The sequence below is a fragment of the Arthrobacter sp. NPDC056493 genome, assembly GCF_042795115.1.
GTDB lineage: Bacteria > Actinomycetota > Actinomycetes > Actinomycetales > Micrococcaceae > Arthrobacter.
On sequence record NZ_JBHTSL010000001.1, the window covers coordinates 182,885 to 200,523 of the forward strand.

At 66.2% G+C, this 17,639-nt stretch carries 17 protein-coding genes; 2 read left to right on the plus strand and 15 right to left on the minus strand.

The window, feature by feature from the left end; genetic code table 11:
- The first annotated feature begins 180 nt into the window (after nt 1–180).
- On the plus strand, nt 181–1,029 hold the full coding sequence (locus ACFQ50_RS00855) for a phosphatidylinositol-specific phospholipase C/glycerophosphodiester phosphodiesterase family protein (RefSeq protein ID WP_377993618.1): 849 nt from the start codon (nt 181–183) through the stop codon (nt 1,027–1,029).
- 23 nt (nt 1,030–1,052) lie between these two features.
- Here the strand turns inward: ACFQ50_RS00855 and ACFQ50_RS00860 are convergent, their stop codons facing one another.
- The 8 genes from ACFQ50_RS00860 to glgX all read right to left on the minus strand — a co-directional run bounded on the left by ACFQ50_RS00860 (nt 1,053) and on the right by glgX (nt 8,854).
- A complete protein-coding gene (locus ACFQ50_RS00860) occupies nt 1,053–1,745 on the minus strand; it encodes a hypothetical protein (RefSeq protein ID WP_377993620.1) in 693 nt (230 codons plus the stop codon).
- A 433-nt stretch (nt 1,746–2,178) separates the two neighbouring features.
- A complete protein-coding gene (locus ACFQ50_RS00865; protein WP_377993621.1) occupies nt 2,179–2,721 on the minus strand; it encodes a signal peptidase I in 543 nt (180 codons plus the stop codon).
- A 17-nt stretch (nt 2,722–2,738) separates the two neighbouring features.
- Nucleotides 2,739–3,362: a SipW-dependent-type signal peptide-containing protein gene (locus tag ACFQ50_RS00870; RefSeq protein WP_377993623.1), complete on the minus strand. Its 624-nt coding sequence runs from the start codon at nt 3,360–3,362 to the stop codon at nt 2,739–2,741.
- 8 nt (nt 3,363–3,370) lie between these two features.
- Nucleotides 3,371–4,021: a SipW-dependent-type signal peptide-containing protein gene (locus ACFQ50_RS00875; RefSeq protein WP_377993624.1), complete on the minus strand. Its 651-nt coding sequence runs from the start codon at nt 4,019–4,021 to the stop codon at nt 3,371–3,373.
- A 236-nt stretch (nt 4,022–4,257) separates the two neighbouring features.
- Nucleotides 4,258–4,920: a class F sortase gene (locus tag ACFQ50_RS00880; protein ID WP_377993626.1), complete on the minus strand. Its 663-nt coding sequence runs from the start codon at nt 4,918–4,920 to the stop codon at nt 4,258–4,260.
- A gap of 4 nt (nt 4,921–4,924) precedes the next feature.
- Complete coding sequence (locus ACFQ50_RS00885) at nt 4,925–5,818, minus strand: hypothetical protein (RefSeq protein WP_377993628.1); 894 nt, start codon at nt 5,816–5,818, stop codon at nt 4,925–4,927.
- A 232-nt stretch (nt 5,819–6,050) separates the two neighbouring features.
- Entirely contained in the window at nt 6,051–6,329 is a 279-nt protein-coding gene (locus ACFQ50_RS00890) for a hypothetical protein (protein WP_377993629.1), read from the minus strand.
- A gap of 359 nt (nt 6,330–6,688) precedes the next feature.
- Entirely contained in the window at nt 6,689–8,854 is a 2,166-nt protein-coding gene (glgX, locus tag ACFQ50_RS00895; protein ID WP_377993631.1) for a glycogen debranching protein GlgX, read from the minus strand.
- Nucleotides 8,855–9,068: 214 nt separating this feature from the next.
- Between glgX and ACFQ50_RS00900 the strand changes: the two genes are divergently transcribed.
- Nucleotides 9,069–10,289 (plus strand): MFS transporter, encoded by a 1,221-nt coding sequence (locus ACFQ50_RS00900; RefSeq protein WP_377993633.1) that lies wholly within the window; start codon nt 9,069–9,071, stop codon nt 10,287–10,289.
- Between the two features lie 105 nt (nt 10,290–10,394).
- Here the strand turns inward: ACFQ50_RS00900 and ACFQ50_RS00905 are convergent, their stop codons facing one another.
- From ACFQ50_RS00905 to ACFQ50_RS00935, 7 genes are all read right to left on the minus strand, one after another.
- Nucleotides 10,395–11,075, minus strand: a complete 681-nt coding sequence (locus ACFQ50_RS00905) for a hypothetical protein (protein WP_377993635.1) — start codon at nt 11,073–11,075, stop codon at nt 10,395–10,397.
- Nucleotides 11,076–11,441: 366 nt separating this feature from the next.
- Nucleotides 11,442–12,044 carry a hypothetical protein gene (locus ACFQ50_RS00910; RefSeq protein ID WP_377993637.1) on the minus strand — a complete coding sequence of 201 codons (603 nt, stop codon included), beginning with the start codon at nt 12,042–12,044 and terminating at the stop codon, nt 11,442–11,444.
- A 2-nt stretch (nt 12,045–12,046) separates the two neighbouring features.
- The gene (locus ACFQ50_RS00915) at nt 12,047–12,364 is read right to left on the minus strand and encodes a hypothetical protein (protein WP_377993639.1); all 318 of its coding nucleotides are present in this window, start codon (nt 12,362–12,364) and stop codon (nt 12,047–12,049) included.
- A gap of 501 nt (nt 12,365–12,865) precedes the next feature.
- Nucleotides 12,866–14,032: a serine hydrolase gene (locus ACFQ50_RS00920; RefSeq protein ID WP_377993641.1), complete on the minus strand. Its 1,167-nt coding sequence runs from the start codon at nt 14,030–14,032 to the stop codon at nt 12,866–12,868.
- 223 nt (nt 14,033–14,255) lie between these two features.
- A complete protein-coding gene (locus ACFQ50_RS00925) occupies nt 14,256–15,527 on the minus strand; it encodes an aminotransferase class I/II-fold pyridoxal phosphate-dependent enzyme (protein ID WP_377993643.1) in 1,272 nt (423 codons plus the stop codon).
- A complete protein-coding gene (locus ACFQ50_RS00930; protein ID WP_377993645.1) occupies nt 15,524–16,381 on the minus strand; it encodes a class I SAM-dependent methyltransferase in 858 nt (285 codons plus the stop codon). The genes ACFQ50_RS00925 and ACFQ50_RS00930 overlap by 4 nt, the downstream gene beginning before the upstream one ends.
- 188 nt (nt 16,382–16,569) lie before the next feature.
- Nucleotides 16,570–17,505 carry a D-glucuronyl C5-epimerase family protein gene (locus ACFQ50_RS00935; protein WP_377993647.1) on the minus strand — a complete coding sequence of 312 codons (936 nt, stop codon included), beginning with the start codon at nt 17,503–17,505 and terminating at the stop codon, nt 16,570–16,572.
- Nucleotides 17,506–17,639: the final 134 nt, after the last annotated feature.

Genomic DNA, 17,639 nt, shown 5'->3' on the forward strand with positions numbered 1-17,639 from the left:
GTTTCCGCCCGCTGGTTTCGGCAGGCTCGGCCAGCGGCGCAGGACACGTCCTGTTCACCGCAGCGTCGGCTGCCTGTGGGTAAGCGTTAGCTGCCGGCAGGCAGGGTGGTGGGGCGCGCCGTCGGACGTTCACAATCCGGGAAGCGCGGCCGCGTCCCAACCGCACAAAAGGAGAACCCTGTGCTGCTCAAAAGCACCGTCACTGCCCTCTTCGCCCTCACAGCGCTCGCCGGAATTGCCGCCCCGTCCGTCGCGGCGCCGGATGCCGCCGTCGTACTGGGGGAGCCGCATGCCGCGGCGCACGCGCACAACGACTACGAACACGGCCGGCCGCTGTTGGACGCGCTGGAACACGGGTTCACCAGTGTGGAGGCGGACGTCTGGCTGGTGGACGGCGAGCTGCGCGTGGCGCACGACCTTGCGGATGCGCGCGCCGGCGTCACCCTCGAAAGCCTCTACCTGGACCCGCTGGACAAGCTCGTGCGGCAGCAGGGCCACAGCGTTTACCCGGGTTGGGATGGCAGCCTGCAGCTGCTGATCGACATCAAGAGCGACGGCGAAACGACCTATGCGGCCGTCGAGAAGGAACTGGCTGAGCACCCCGCGCTGATGACGCGCTACGCCAACGGCAAGGTCTCTGCCGGGCCGGTCACCGCCGTCATCAGCGGCAACCGACCGCTCGCCACGATGCAGGCTGCGGACAAGCGGTTCGGGTTCTATGACGGCCGGTCAGCGGACCTGGCTTCAGGAATGCCTGCCACGCTGATGCCGCTCGTCAGCGACAACTGGACCAAGCTGTTCACGTGGCAGGGCGTTGGTCCCATGCCGGAGTCCGAGCGCGCCAAGCTGCGCGCGTACGTGAAAGCGGCGCACGCGAAGGGGTACAGGGTGCGGTTCTGGGCGACGCCGGACCAGGCCGGCCCGGCGCGTGACGCGATGTGGACCGAGCTGCTTGATGCCGGCGTCGACAACATCAACACTGACGACCTCCCCGCGCTGGATGGGTTTCTGAGCGCGCGCGGGGCGTAGTTTCTTGTTCGAGGGCCGGAGGCTTACGGTCCCCGGCCCTCGTCGTCTTCCCGGGGCCGGGTTTCGGTGGCATACCTCGCCAGCTTCACGGCGGTGGCGCTCATCTCATCCGAGAGACGGACGACGTCGTGCATTCCGAACAGCCGGCGGTCATTGCTGAAGGCGGTGATGGCTGAACCGGTCTCGGTGGATTCCATGAAGAAGTGGACCGGCGCTTTCCGTTTCATGTGCGGGCCCGCGTCCCGGTGCCACCACTGCTCGGCATGCCACTCCCTGCCGAGCTGCACCCAAACGGTCTTGCCGATTACGCGCGCCTCGGTGCCGGGCTGCTGGAAGAGCCGGAGCAGAGCCTCCTGTGCCCGGGTTGGAGACAAGTCTGTCTTCCAGGTCTCCTCGCTCATGAAGCGGGTTGTGGCTGTGCCGCGCATGATGCCGGCGGGGAGAGGAATGGGCTGGTTCAGGACGGCGCCGTTCGTCCAGAGGACCACAAGGAGTGCTCCGCCGGCGTACAGGAATATGTTGGGGACCAGGCTGAGCGGGAAGTTGTCCGACCTGTCGAAGGCCAACTGGAGCAGGAGCCATGCAACGAAGAATGTGAGCCCAGCCCAGAATCGACGACGGCGGGAGTTTAGGAAGAGCAGTGCCCTCTGCTTGCGCGTGAGCGGCTCGCGGTCTGGACCGTTAGCGGCGCCCGGAGTGGTGGGCTCGGGGGTCATACGCGGCAGCTTGTGATGAGGCCAGTTAGTGCACTGACAGTACCTTCGATCGAGGAAGATTCCCATTGACCTGGACCGATGGTCTTCACTGAAACTGTGTAGGTGCCTAGGGCTAGCACTCCAACGTCGACGGTCAGGGCTCGTTTGTTCGCCGGCTCAAGAGTTGGTGCCAGAACTACTGCATTCCCGTTCTTGACCATCCACGAGAAACCGGTTGGCTCCACCCCGCCGTCAGGTTGTGACCAATTGAACGTGTACTTGCTTCCTGTCGTCCGGGTGCAACTTACCCAGGACGGAGGAAGCACCGTCCCCGCCACGAACGTCCCTGTCGCCTGCTGCGGCACTGTCCAGGCCGCCGTCGTAGGTTCTGGCGGAGCCACCACCAGGGCCGCCACCAAGGTGAGGAGTCCGACGGCGGCAAGCAGCCGCCGCTTCACGTCGCCGCTTCCTCGGGCTCGCCTTTCGCCCGGCGGCCTCTGCGGCGGGGCTCCTCGCGGGGCCAGAAGGCCCACGTCACCACGACGGCCATCACAACGGAAAGGCCGCCGAGTATCAGCGGGTTGTTGGCAGCATTGACCGTGTAGGCGAGTTCGGGCACAGACCAGAGAACGATCCGCACCGTCTGGATTTCGTAGGGCAGGGGATCGTCGGTGGGGTTGGCGTCGCCGCGCATCGTGATTTTGGCTGCACCGCCTTCAGCCGGCATCACCGACGTGACTCGGTGCGTCACGGGCAGGGCCGACGCCCGGTCGACGGTGACGACATCGCCCACACGTGCTTCGGACGCTGGGATCTTCTTGACCACGGCGAGCGAGCCAGCCGGGATTGTCGGGCTCATGGAACCGGTCTTGAACATGATCAGGGTGATCTGGAAGAAGAACGCAAGGATCACCAGAACGATGCAGACAGTGCCGCCGAGGGCAGCGACGTTCAGGAGGGCGTTGCCGAGTCGGCCCTGCATGTTCGTTCGGCTCATGTCCGGTTCTTTCCTAACTAGTTCGAGATCCCCGTGAAGAGCCAAGTCACCGTTGCGCCCTTGCCTTGGAAGGTGTTGTTCGCGCCCGCCATAATCCGGACGTCGAAGCAGTAACGCAACTCGCCCAGGGGTGCACCAATCGGCGACGCGACAGGTGTGTCTTGCACCGACGTCGCCGGCAGGTACGCGGACGACGATCCGGCGATGTACGTCGCCGATCCGGAGAAGGCGCCCGAATCGCATGTCGCCTCCGTCAACACCGCCCGGTACTCCAGCACTGGCGACAAGTCGCCAACCGGCGTCGAACTTGCCAGGCTGACTTTTCCACCGACGGTTGATGATGACGTCGTGCGGATCTTCAGCCAGGCGTATTTCGACGCTTCCGGCGACAATCCACCCGCGCTGACAACAAGGGAGGCGTCGCTTTCAGTACTGTCTTTCCAGAGGTTGGGAAGTGTGCTGGATTCGGTGCTTGATTCCAAGCGGAACGTGCTGGCCGTGAATGTGCCTGCGGCATACTCAGAGTCAGACCAGGAAGCCAGGGTCACACTGGCGCCCACGCCAAGGACGAGGGCGCCAGCGAGGACGGCGCGTATTCGGGTGAAATTGCGGTGCCGCATTCGTTTCACGTGCTTGCCCACGGCACTGACTACGCCGCCTGGGACTCCGCGATGAATTCCCAGGTTGCTGTGACGGTTTTATCCTGTTCCAGTCCACTGCCCGCGGTCACCTGAATACACAAGAATTTCTCGTCTCCTGCGTCCGTTCCGACATTGGCAGAGGTCTCGAGTACGACGGGAGTGTTGTTCACAGCGCTGTCCAGTGTTGCGCCTTGAGCTATTGACGTTCCTGTCGGGTCGACGTGGCAAGCTGCAAAGGAAGCGACCTGAGTGATCGTGTAGCTCAGGCTTGAGATTGCGTTTGCGTCCCCGTCAGCCGTTGCGTCCACGGAAACCGAAGCCTTGTATGTGCTGTCCTTGTCTAGGCGCAGGGCATAAGGGGCGGCTACCTTTCCGCCGGGGCTCATGTTGCTGAAACTTGTCGTGAACGTCAGCGCCGCGGCCGAGACGTCATCTTCGTGGTCTGCGAAGTTCACGTTGGGATCTGCCGTGCCTTCGATGTCAAAGTGCCCGCTATCGAATATTCCCTTCGCGAACTCGGAGTCGTTCCATGCGGCGAGCGTCACGGCTGCACCGATGCCAAGAACAAGGCCGCCGGCCAGAATTGCTTTAGCCTTCCTGCGCTTTGATTTATCCGCAGAGGGCGGAGGTGTGGCAGGTGTGATTTCGGTTGTGGACATGGTTCCCCCAGGAAGTATTTTGTCGGATTTTTGCAACCGAACTCATACTGTCACAGCGCTCTCACTTGCCTGCCTCATCACGCCTAAGATTGCCGCAGGATTCCATCAATATTGAATCAAGACTGCTAATCAGTGCGGAAGCGTCCGACGAAATGCGGCGAAAGCTGAGGGAGCGTCGGGAAATAAGCGGCGAAAGCTGAGGGAGCGTCGGGCCAGTCACGGCGGGTCGGTGCAGCTTACGCAGCGGGGGAGGCCGTGACCACCACGTTCTTGCCCCACGGGTCCTCGGTGTAGCAGCTGATCAGCACCACCCGGTTGGGCACGACGTTCCAGATGTCGCTGTCCTTGAGCGTGTTTTTGTCGTGCGTGGTCACCGAATCCACCACGTACTGCAGCGTCCCCTTGGCAGTGGTGACCGTGACCGCCTTGCCCACGAGCGACTCGTCGCTGAGCCGGTTGAACGGAGCATCCCGGCCGTCCCAGCTGTGCCCCACGATGTAGGTCGTATTGACCGACCCCGCACCGGGCACGCCGTAGCTCGTCAGCCAGTACGCGTCGACGGTCAGCGGCGGCACGAGCGATTCCGAAGCCAGTTCGTCCGCACTCGGCGTCAGCGGCAGGACCCGCACGTTCAGGTCGGCGGCCGCGATTGACACCGCCGTCGGCGCCGCCGCCAGCGGCCGCACCGCCTTGCGGGCAACGGGCGTGGCACTCGCGGAACCCGTGGCTAAAGGAACGGTTGAAGGCACGACGGCGGTGCTGCCGCCACCGTTCGGGGGAACGGCGTTCGACGGCGCCAGGAAAAGAGCGGCGGCCAGACCAGCCGCAGCAACTGCGGGCACGGCAAGCCACCGCCGGCGCATGGGCCGGCGCTGGCTGGTCGTGGTTTTCGGAACCAAGTGCTTACTTGCGGGTGCGCTCCAGGCGGCGCATCCTCATGGCCACGGCCGCGGGCACAGCGATGCCCGCCGCCAGGAGACCGGCGAGGAGCGCCAGGCCGGGGTGAACGCCCGGCTCGGCCTCTGCCGCGGTCTGCACGTTCAGGCCCCTGTTCGTGGCGACCGCCGCGGTGCCGCCCCCGGCGGGAGTCACGTCGACCGCATTGGCGACGGCCGGCGTCGTGCTTCCCGGGACAGTAACGGGTGCGTTCACCGGCGGCGTGACCGCCGGGTCAACACCGGTGGAGTCCGGGTTGCATGCCGCCAGGAACGCCTCGAATAGACCCGCGAGGTCTGCGGCGGAAGTTTCATCGAGCGAGACGGCGGCCAGCGCGGCGTCGAAGTCGGCCGCCGCTGCGTTGAAGGCGTCCTGGGCGGCGATGATCTCCGGCGTGTTAGTGGCTGCGTCGTACGCCGCGGTCAGGTCCGTTACGGTCTGCCGGGCGGCGTCTTCGGCCTCTTCGGCTGCTTTCGTGGCGTCCTGGGCTGCACTGATGGCGGCCGGATCGCCCGAATCCTCGGCCTCTTCCTCTGCCGCTTCGGCGGCGTCGGTCGCTGCGATGGCGTCCTCCAGCGCGGCCTGAGCCGTGGCGAGTTCGGCGGCGGGGATCGCTCCGGCCGCTTCGACCATCGCGAGATACCCCGACTCGGCGTCGGCGGCGACTGCGGCCTTGGACTCGAGATCGGCAACTGTGGTTTCAGTGATGCCGGCGGCAGAGAGGGCGGCCCCGAACTGGCCGGATGCCTGCACGCACGCGGCGTCGCCCGGCGCTGCGGCGGCCGTGGGGGCTGCGAGGAAGAGCCCGCCAGCGAACACAGCCGTTGACGAACCGGCGGCGACCCATTTGGATACGGTCATGGTGTGTGCGTCCCCCAAACACGAAGTGGCCCCCGGGACAGCCCCGGCGGTTCAGCGCGCAACAGAACGGCTCATGGCTGTTGCTCCGAAGATTCCGGCTGGACCAGGCTGGAGAGACGCTCGTGCTGCTAATCATCCGGAGTACGACGGCGAGACCTCAGTTTTACCTGAATGCCGCCCGGAAGATTGCTGTGAGAGTAAAAATACATAGCGATGTCGGTCGTGGCAAACGTCACTGGCTTGCGACGTCGTTTGGACCGCCGGCCGCGTCGGTGGCAGTGCCGGCGGCCGCCCGCCGCACGACGTGCACGGCCAGGGGATCAATGAGCTTCCGGGTCCCGCCCCTGGCCTCGAAAATCCAGAACATGCCAAGGACAGGCACGGTTTCCGTCACCGTTCCCACGTAATAAAGCTGACCGTTGTAGCGGGCCTCAATCACGTCGCCGGGCGAGAGGTAGCGGCAGTCGATGATGCGGCCGGCTTCTTTGCCGGTCGCGGCTGATTCGTGCATGGCGAGCTCCGTCCTGGCGCCGTCGTCGGGCACTTTGGTCCTGTCGCGCCGTTGGCGCTCTTTCAGGATGGAGCCGCTACATTGCCGGGCGGTTTCCGCCGGGTGATTTCCGCGTGACCTGCGTCGTGCCGGCCTGTTGGGCGGCGGGAGGTGAGGAAGGGTTGGGGGTTGGGCGGCGGGAGGTGAGGAAGGGTTGGGGGAGAGGCGGCGGGAGGTGAGGGAGCGTTGGGGGTTGGGCGGCAGGAGGTGAGGGAGCGTTGGGGGAAAGGCGGCGGGAGGTGAGGAAGGGTTGGGGGAGAGGCGGCGGGAGGTGAGGAAGGGTTGGGGGTTGGGCGGCGGGAGGTGAGAGGGCGCCGGTTTCAGGCGGGGCCGGGGGACTGCAGGCCGGGGGCCAGGGAGAGGTTGGGTTCGGGCTGGGCGAGGTCGCGGGCGCGGAGCACCGCCATGGACTTTGCGGCCACCTTCAGCACCGAGCCGGCGTCGACGGGGCCGCGTTCCACTCCGGTCCCGGCGGTGTTGATCACCATGTCCCAGGCCCCGGCGAACTCGCCGGCCGGGAGCGTGAACTTGATATCGTCGTCGTGCGCGTTGAAGTACAGCAGGAAGTTCACGTCGGTCATGCGGCGGCCGCGGTCGTCCCGGCCCTGGATGCCGTCGCCGTTGAGGAACACGCCGATGGTCCGGCCGAAGCCGCGGCCCCAGTCCTCCGGGAGCATCTCCGTGCCGTCCTCGTTCAGCCACACGATGTCCGGCAGCTTCTCGCCCTTGCCGCGCCGCACCGGCCGGCCGTCGAAGAAGGTGCTGCGCCGGAACGTGGGGTGCTGGGCGCGCAGCCGGTTCACCGCGGCGGTGAAGTCCATGAGCGGCATGTCGATGGCGTCCCAGTTGACCCAGCTGAGCTTGGAATCCTGGCAGTAGGCGTTGTTGTTGCCCTGCTGCGTCCGGCCGAGCTCGTCGCCGTGCAGGATCATCGGCACGCCCTGCGAGAGCAGCATGGTGGCGATGAAGTTGCGCTGCTGCCGCGCCCTGAGTGCCAGGACGGCGGGATCCGACGTGGGGCCCTCCACGCCGCAGTTCCACGAGCGGTTGTGCGATTCGCCGTCTCGGTTGCCCTCGCCGTTGGCCTCGTTGTGCTTCTCGTTGTAGGACACCAGGTCACGCAGCGTGAAGCCGTCGTGCGCCGTGACGAAGTTGATGGACGCCACCGGCCGCCGCCCCGACCTCTCATACAGGTCCGCGGACCCCGTCAGCCGCGACGCGAACTCGCCCAGCGTGGCCGGCTCGCCGCGCCAGAAATCCCGCACGGTGTCGCGGTACTTGCCGTTCCACTCGGTCCACTGCGGCGGGAAGTTGCCCACCTGGTACCCGCCCGGTCCAACGTCCCACGGCTCCGCAATCAGCTTCACCTGCGACACGATCGGGTCCTGCTGCACCAGTTCAAAAAACGTGGAGAGCCGGTCGACGTCGTAAAACTCCCTGGCCAGCGCGGCGGCGAGATCGAAGCGGAAGCCGTCCACGTGCATCTCGGTGACCCAGTACCGCAGCGAATCCATGAGCAGCTGCAGGGAGTGGGGTTGCCGCACGTTCAGGGTATTTCCGGTGCCCGTGTAGTCGACGTAGTACTGCTTGTCATCCTCCAGCAGGCGGTAGTACGCGGCGTTGTCGATCCCCCTGAAGCTCATGGTGGGGCCCAGATGGTTCCCTTCCGCCGTGTGGTTATAGACGACGTCGAGAATCACCTCGATCCCCGCACGGTGCAGTGAGCGGACCATCGCCTTGAAGTCCTGCACCTGCTGGCCCATCTGGCCGATCGAGCTGTAGGTGTTTTGCGGCGCGAAGAAGCCGATGGTGTTGTAGCCCCAGTAGTTGCTGAGGTTCATCTCCTGCAGCGTCCCGTCATTGACGAACTGGTGCACCGGCATCAGCTCGATGGCCGTGACGCCCAGCCGCTGCAGGTGCGCAATGACGGCGGGATGGGCGACGCCGGCAAAGGTGCCGCGCTGCTCCTTGGGCACCTCGGGGTGGAGCTCGGTGAGCCCCTTGACGTGCGCCTCGTAGATGACGGAGCGGTGGTAGGGGATCCGGGGCGGCCGGTCTCCGGCCCAGTCGAAGAACGGGTTGATCACCACGCCCAGCATGGTGTGCGGCGCCGAATCCTGGTGGTTCCGGGAGGCGGTGGCGCCGAAGTTGTAGGAGAACATCGCCGGGTGCCAGTGCACCTGCCCGGCAACGGCCTTGGCGTACGGGTCCAAAAGGAGCTTGTTGGGATTGCAGCGCTGGCCCTTGGCGGGGTCGTAGGGCCCGTGGACCCGGTACCCGTACTTCTGGCCGGGCTGGATCTGGGGCAGGTAGCAGTGCCACACATACCCGTCCGCTTCAAGAAGCTCCACGCGCGTCTCGGTGCCGTCGCCGGCTATCAGGCACAGCTCGACGGCGGTGGCCGCCTCGCTGAAGAGCGCGAAGTTTGTCCCCATTCCGTCAAAGGTCGCACCCAGTGGATACGCGCTGCCCGGCCAGACTTCCATGATCACTCCTGCGGCTGTTCAGTTTTCCGAACCATGTTCGATGTCCAGTTGGGGTCCGCGCGCCTCGCCCTGACACAAGGCTAAGCACACTTAGTAGTTTCGCCAAGCGCGGCTTATGACGCTGTGACGTTGTAAATCAAATTGTTTGTGATTCTGGACTCGTGGCGCCCGGGTTTCCGCGGCGGCGGCACCGCCCGCGCCTAGGATGAGGGTGATGACTCCGCCTGCGCCCGACAGCCCGCCGCCCTTCAGCCTCCGCGGCATTGCTGTTCCGGCGTTCGGCCCTGCCCTCCTGTTCAGCACCGGCCAGGGCGCGATCCTGCCGGTGGTGGCACTTTCCGCCGTCCAGCTGGGTGCGTCCGTAGCTGTGGCCGCTTTGATTGTCACGCTGATCGGCCTGGGCTCCTGGTTCTTCAACCTGCCGGCCTCGATGATCACGCTGAAGTTCGGCGAACGGTGGTCAATCGTGGGTGCTGCCGCCGCGGGAGCACTGGCCCTGCTGGCCGCCGGGGTTTCCCTGGTGATGGGCAACGGACTCTGGCTGCTCGCGGTGGCGATGGCCGTCGTCGGAATGTCCGCGGCAGTCTTCAGCCTGGCCCGGCAGAAGTACCTCACGGAGGCAGTGCCCGTGGAGTTCCGCGCCCGGGCCTTGTCCACCCTGGGCGGCGTGAGCCGCATCGGCACGTTTATCGGCCCGTTCATCGGCGCCGCCGCCATCGCCTTCGTTGGCCTCAGCGGCGCGTACTGGGTGGGGGTGGCCGGCATGGCCGCCGCCGCCGTGCTCGCCGTGACCGTCCCCGACCTGGTGGCTGTGGGCGGGGCCTCCGCCACGACAGGCCCGGAGCCCACACTGCGCGGCGTGGCTGTCTCGCACGCCGGGGTTTTCCTGACGGCCGGAATCGGCATCCTGCTGCTCAGCGCCCTGCGCGCCTCCCGCCAGGTGGTGATCCCCCTGTGGGCCGACCACCTGGGCCTCGACCCCACGCACGCTTCGCTGGTCTACGGGCTCTCCGGGGCGATCGACATGCTGGTTTTCTACCCGGCGGGCAAGGTGATGGACCGGCGCGGGCGGCAATGGGTGGCCATCCCGTCCACGCTGATCATGGGCGTGGCGCTGCTGCTGATCCCGCTCACCGCCGGGTTCACCAGCCTGCTGCTCGTGGCCCTGCTGATCGGCTTCGGAAACGGCATCAGCTCCGGCCTCGTGATGACACTCGGCGCCGACTTCTCGCCAGACCGCGGCCGCGGGCAGTTCCTGGGACTCTGGCGGTTCATGGCCGACGCCGGATCCACCGGCGGCCCGGTGCTCCTCTCCGCGGTGACGGCGGTAGCCTCCCTCGGCGCCGGAGTGACGGCCACCGGGGTACTGGGGTTCGCAGCGGCAGGCGTGTTCGCCGTCGTGCTTCCCAGGCTCAGGCACCGGCGCAACTACTGACGCCCAAACCCAACTGACTCGCAGTTGTTGTCGTTTTGACGGCTGAAAACAACAACAACTGCGAGTCAGTTGGGCGGCGGCACGGACCGGCGGCGGGCGGTTTGCTTAGCTCCCGGCCCAGCGGCGGAGCGTGCTGTTCACGAGGCCGATCAGCACGGCGGTCCACCAGCACGCCTGCGAGATGCTGAGCGCGATCAGCAGACGCGTGCGCAGCCGGCTGCCCAGCTCGCTGAAGCTTGTGTCCCGGGGAAGCGCGAACATCTTGTGCATGGCCGGGGCGATGCTCAGGCCATTCAGCATCAGGATGAGCACACAGCCGAGCTTCACGGCGGTCACCGGGTTGGTGATGTCGGGATGGATGAGCGCTCCCGATGCCAGCAGCAGCGCGAGGCCGCCCCAGATCAGCGGCTTAGTTGCGCGTTCAAGCTTGGGAGACGCATGCATGTGCACCTTGCCCAACAGCCACAGCAGGCCCAGCCAGTCGACGACAAGGATAGTGCCGAAGGCCAGCACGAGGGCGAGGATGTGCCCGGCGAGCCCGATGCGGTGGAGTACAGGACCGAACTCCACAAAGTGCCCCACCAGGACGGACGCGAGCCAGCCCGCGGTGCAGAGGATGCCGAGCAGGAACAGCCGGATCGTCTGCTTTCGGGGGGTGGCCTTCCTGAGCGCGGCGCGGTTGCGGCGGGCAGGAGCGGCAGGGTGCCGGGGCTGGTATCTGGATGCGGGGTTGGTGGCGGTTCGGGTTTCAGGGCGGGTCAAGGTGGTGCGGGTGTCGGCGTACATAATGCCGGCCTTTCATCACTGTTGTGCTCCCCTGAATGGTGCCGGGAGCTGGCTGGCCGGGTTGTTCCGGACAGCAGGGAATTGCTGGGCTTGGTTGGGGATTTATTTAGGAGCCGGGAGCGGCTGGCGCGCTGCGATGCAGGGCGCAGGCTGCTGGAGTTTGCGGTTCCAGGGGCGTTTCGGTCTACCTAAATGAATACGATACAGGTTGATTTGTGGATTAAGCAAAGAAAGAGTTACCAATTCGTTGGCGTGTCGATGCTAGATCTGATCTCAGACTCATGTATTGAAGTCGATGCAGGAGGGCCTCCCGTGTGATTGCAGAAGGCCCGCGTGGACGGTTCCGCCCCCGTCGGAAATCGCGTTTTAGTTGTCCGAACCGTGTCCGCCGCTGTCGCCGCCCGGTTGAGACGCCTTGCGCTGTCCGCCCTTGTCATCGCCCGGTTGCGGGGCCGTGCGGAGGCCGGTTTTGTCGTCGCCAGCCTGGACGGGTACGACGGCGGGGCTCGCGTTGGGCTGGGACCCGACGGTGCCGTCGGGCTGGGAACCGGCAGGGCCGGCGTCGGACTGCGGAGTGGAGTCGCCGGTGGGCCGGGAAGCGGAAGTGCCGGCGTCGGACTTTTTTGTAACAATGCCGCCTCTGTCGTCCCCGACGTAACGCGATTCGGTGGACGACGACGTCCGGCGCCCGCCCCCGTCGTCACCGGACTTCGGCGTGCCGGCAGTTTCCGCGGCGGCCGGAGGTGTCTTGCCGCCGCCGACCGTGGAGGTCACCCTTGGCGTCACTATCGCGCCGTCGAAGGCGGCCGGGGCCGGAGAATTGCCGGAGTTGTTCGGCAGGAGGATGCTGTTCGCGTTGCCGGTGCCCGCCGGTGTGGTGTTCAGAACCTGCATGTTGACGGCGAGGGCGGCGGATCCGGTCACGAGGATCCCGGCCACGGACAGGGCCAGGGCTGCTCTGGTTTTCATGGTCAGCTTCTGTCCTTCATCTCGTGCAAATGCGCCAGCATTGCCCGTTCCGGGTGTCCGGGATGTTCGGAGATGTTCCTGAGCAGCGACAGCCGGGTCTCCGGGTCCAGGCCCTCGTCGCCGAGGATTTCGCCGATGAGCCGCATCAGCTGGCGTTGCAGTATGCCGCCCCGGGGAGCGTGCTGGGCTGGACGGTGGCCGCCACGGGCCGGGTCAGGAGCTGCTGCGGGTACGCCGGCGGCGTGCCGGGCAGGTAGCCTCTCCGGCGTGGGGGACTGCCAATGGCTGTCACCTGGTGAATACGGGTCCGGGCTCATCATCTTATTTACCTTCCACCTGCGCCGCCCCGCGGGCCCTTCCGGCATGCGCTGAGACCGGCGGCGTTGCCGGCAAATCCCGGTGTGAAGGGGAATGCCGTCTGCCGGTATTGTTCCGGTACTCCATGGTGGATTTGCTGGTGGACCTTGGAGTCCTGAGGAGACGGGGTCCCCCCAGCGGGAAGGTGCGCCGGCAGTGCGCGGCGGCGGGCGGCCGATGGTGGGTTGGGGGTCTGCGTTTCCCAAGGTTCAACGGGATTTTCCTAGGAACGGCTGGCACGATCTTTCTATCTGGTCCGGCGCCACAGCCGCGAGTGGACGCTCGGCCAGCTGGCCGGCCCGGCATTGCACCCCCCTGACATGCCGGGCCGGCAACCCCCACTCTTTCTGCCGGGGGCACTTAGGCCGCCGCCAAGACGGACGCCGGGCCCCCACCCCCGGAACTCTGCCGGGGATCCGCCGGCCGGCAGCCCGAAAGCTTCTGCCGGGAACCGCCGTCGTGCGTCAGAACACCTGTTCCACAACCGCCCGGGTGAGCTGCCGGATGATGGCCGTTTGTACGGGTATTTCCGCCACGCTGGCGCCCAGCGAGTACACCACGAAGGCGTAGGCGCGCTGACCCTGGACCAGGATGCTCGCGTCATGCAGGTTCCCGTCGAGCAGCCCGTACTTATGGAAGACGGTGACGTCCGGCGGCACTGCGGCGGGTATCAGTGTCTCGTAGTTGGTGTTTTGCATGTAGGACAGCAGCTCGGCGGTGTGGGCCGGGCTGAGCAGCCGGCCCGTGTAGAGCAGTGTCAGAACCCTGGCCGTCTCCGCCGGGGACAGGGTGTTGAAGGTCCTGTCGTACGGAATGCCGAGCGACGCCGCGTAATCATGGATCCCGTTCTGGCCGATGGCGCCGAGGATCAGGGCCCAGGATGTGTTGTTGCTTTGCTGGATCATCTGCCGGATCTGGAAGGCGGCACTCTGGCTGCCCAGCGGCGCCGCGAGGGACAGGACACCGGCCTCGGCGAGGTGGTAATACGCGGCCGCGGCAAGGATCTTGCCCGTGCTGGCCGCCACGAACTTCTCCCGGACGCCGTACTGGCGGACAACGCCGTCGGACATGTCAACGAGGGCCACCCCCAGCTGGTACCGGCTGTTGGCCGCAATGATGGCATTGAGCTGTTCCCCGAGCGTGGCGTCGGCGGGCGCCGCCGGCGGCGCCGGTTGCGGTTGCGCGGCCGCCGCCTTTGGTGTTGGCGGGGCGGGGGCCGCCTTTGGCGTTGCCGGGGAGGGATGGACGACGGCGGCGGGCGGGGAAGGTGCCGCACGCTTGGTGGCCGTGGCCGTGGCCGTGGCCGTGGCCGTGGCCTTTGTCTTGGCCTTGGCCTGGGGTTTGGTCGGTTTTGCGCTGCCGGGAGATGGTGCCGGAGCTTGTTGGACCGGTTTGGTGGCCTGCGGCGCAGGGGTCCCAGAGGGGAAAAGCGACGCTGCCGGCACGGCCCGTGAAAGTGCCGGCGACGGAGCCACGGCTGACGCGTAGACGGTTGTTGCGGTCAGCACTATCGCGGCGCAGAGGATGAGAAGCCGGCCGCGGGGCTCCGTCGGCCAGGGGACTGTCCGGGTGGCTGCTTTGCCAAGCCGGTGGCGGCTGCGGGCGCGATGCCGGCCGGGGGCCCCGCTCATCGCCGGGACCTCATCGCCGGGACCTCATGGCCGGGTCCTCATGGCCCGGACCTCGTCGCCATGGCCGGAAATGTGTAGCGCCTGCCACTCGCCTCACCCCAATTCGCCTGCCGCCTTCGTCAGGAGCGGCACAGGGCCACGCTGGCACTGGGAGGTTGGGAAAAGGTGGGGCTCTGGCTGGGAAAAAAGTTGACCTAGGCCACCAAGATGGGGGATGGCCCGGTCAGGGGAGTTTTCTGGGGTTGGCGGGAACGACCGGGATCAGGCCCGTGGGCAGCTTGATGTCGGCGTCCTCCGGGCGGTCCTGCCCCGCCCGTTCGATGGCCGCCCGGAAGTGGGGCAGGCTGCGCTCCACCATGTCCTCGCTGGCCGTGAGCGAAATCCGGAAAAACCCCGGTGTCTCGAACAGGACGCCCGGCAGCACAAAGACGTCCTCCTGGCCCAGTGCCTCGGTGAAGGCCTCGTCATCGTGAATGGGGGACTGGACGAACAGGTAAAAGGTGCCCTCTGAGGGCCGGAGCCGGTACCCCATGCCGCCCAGCTCCTGGACCAGCCGGTCCCGCTTTTGCTGCAGCTGTCCGACGTCGATGGTGAACGTCTCCAGCCGCGGCAGCGCGTACTGCAGCACGGCGTTGGGGTAGATCCAGCCCATGGCCAGCTGCATGGCCTCGATCGCAGCCCCGAGTTCCTTGCGGTCCGGCATGCTCGGGGGGAGCGCCAGGTATCCGATCCGCTCGCCCGGCGACAGGTGCGTCTTGCCGTACGAGTAGGCCAGGAGCGTGAACGGATAGAACTCGGCGGGGCTGTGGAAGCGCGTACCGTCGAAGACGATCCTGTTGTACGGCTCATCGGACACCAGGTAGATCCGCCGGCCTATCCGCGCCGACGCCTCGTCGAGGAGCGTGGCCAGCTGGCGGAGGAGCTCGGGCGGGTAGATCCTGCCGGTCGGGTTGTTCGGCGAATTGATGATCACCACACGGGTCCGCTTCGTGATGGCCGCTTCAATGGCCGCCAGATCGAGGTCGAAGGTTTCGAGGTCGATCCGGACCTTCACCGGTACCAGCCCCGCCTCGACCGCGAGCGGCTCGTAGAGGAACCAGGGCGGCAGGCTGTAGATGACCTCGTCGCCGGGATCGGCAACCGCCTTCAGCGCAAGAGCGATCGCGGTGAAGCCTCCGGTGGTGAGGTACAGGTCCTCGGCTTCGAACGGAACATCCAGCAGCCTGCCCAGGGAATCCGCCGCCGCCTCCCGCGCATCCACCTCATTGGTCTTGTAGGCGAACCACTGGTCGTCGTGCGGATGGAGAGCGTCCCGGAGGGCGTCCACGTAGGCGTCCTGCGGCATCTGGTGCGGGTTGCCCAGGGTGAAGTCGCAGATGCCGGGAACGTGCTTGCGGCGGGCATAGGTGGAATGGTTCAGGTGCTCGGTGATCCTCCGGAAGGACGGAATGGAGGCCACCTCAAGGGCGCGGCGCGAGGCGGGGGAGGCGGTCACAGTCCGGCTTCCTGGGGCTTGGTGTTGGCCTTCGCCGTGAGCAGCAGGTACTCCCACTCCATCTGTGCGGGCGTATCGCCGTGGGCCTCGATGTACGTGTTGGCAAGTTCCGTGAGCGCGTCGTCCAGGGCCTTGGCCTTCTTCCCGTCACCGGACAGCGACTTGTACACGGAGATGGTGGGTCCGTAGTGCGACTTGAAATAGTGCAGGAAGTCTTCGGGCTGGCGGAAGCTGGTGATCGCGACGGTCCGCTTCTGCGCCCGGATCTCGCCCAGCCGGTCGCCGAACAGCTCACGGACATGGTCTGCGCTGCCCCACAGGGGGGCCGGCTGGGCGCCGGGCGGAGGCGGCGGAGCGAAGGGTTTCATGGTGGAGAACATCTGCCCGATGAAGCCCTCGGGGGTCCAGTGCAGCAGCCCAATGGTCCCGCCCGGCCTGCAGACACGCACTAATTCGTCGGCGCTCGCCTGGTGGTGCGGGGCGAACATGGCGCCGAGGCAGGACATGACGACGTCGAATTCGCCGTCCGCAAAGGGGAGGTTTTCGACGTCGGCCTCCACCCATTCGAGCTCAACGCCGCGGTCGGCAGCCTGCCGCCGCCCGGCGTCGAACATCTCGGGGGTGAGATCGCTGGCAATCACCCGCGCACCCATCATGGCCGCGGGGATGGCCGCATTGCCGGCGCCGGTGCCCACGTCCAGGACACGCTGGCGCGGTCTGATGTTGCAGGCCTGCACCAGGATGGCGCCCAGATCCAGGAGGAGCTCGGTGGCAAGGGCAGGGTAATCGCCCTGCGCCCACATGGCCCGGTGTTTCTCCTTCAGGGCCTTGTCCGCCCCGACTTCGTCCTTCATGTCCGCGCACCTCTGCTTTCGCAGGTCCAGTAACAGCGCTCTGCTGAGTCAGTGGAGGCTGTGGTGCGACTTATTGTGGGCTTCCCGGCTGGGCTTGTAAAGGTTGCGGATCCCCGGCTGGGTAGCACATCCGGGCGTTATCAGGGCTGAGAACGCCCCGAGGTGCTACCCGGATCCGCGCAGGTGCGTCAGGAGTAGTCGGCCTTCAACAATGCCGACTGGGCGGCGAACGCCGGGTCCCCGGTTTGCCGGCCCAGGATGGCGAGCTGGTTGGTGACGCCCTTGTGGTAACCCGCGGGGGCCCGCCACACGTACTGGCCAAACGGGCTGGCAGCGTACCAGGAGATGGTTCCGGGCCGGCGGTAGCTGGTGAAGTGGTCGCGGATGGTTGTGGCAGCGGTGTTGAACATCCACTGCGCCGTGGGATTCATGGTGAGCCGGTAGTAGTCGTAGGCTCCCCATGCCGCATAGATGTGCCCGTTGACCACGTGGCTGGGGGGAATGTTCGTGCCGACGTATTCCTCAAACCACATATAGATCTTGCTGCCCTTCAGCACCTGGTCCTGGAACCACGGCTGGCCGTTCTTCTTGGGCACCTGGTAGGAACGGAAGACGCGGTCGGCCTGGGTCTTCCAGTAGGTGTTGCCGGTGGTTTCGTACAGATTCACCAGCGTGGAGAGCATCATGCCCTGGGCCATGCCGGAATACCAGGGAATGCCCATGTTGATCTTGTTGCCCGGCGTGTGCCTGAACCTGTACGGGAACCAGGTGGCTCCGCTGGCGTCCGAGAACGAGCCGGACAGGATGTAGCGTGTGGTGGCGTCTGCGCGGCGCAGGTACTCGGGGTTCTTGGTGACGCGGTACGAGGAGAGCATCTGGTTCACGAACCACGCGCTGTTCACGGGGTGGTAGACCACCACGTTGTTGATCTTGATCTGCACCACGCCCTTGCTGTTCACCGTGCCCCACGTTGTTGCCGTCAGGGGAACCACGGCTGTGCCGATGTAAGGCGAGCCGCCGGCGGTGTTGATGGTGTAGTTCGCATTGGCGTACGTGAGCTGCACGGGCGGGGCTGCCTGTGAAGTGACGGCAGCGGCCAGGAGCATCGCGGCGGCCGCGATCAATGCCGTAAGAGAGCGTGAAATATCGCGGACGCGCAAAGAAATTCCCCCAAGAGACCAGACAAGATTCCGCCAATGGTAGCAGCCCAACCAGGTCGCAGATCAGGGCGTTCCCAGCGCTGGGAACGCCCTGATCC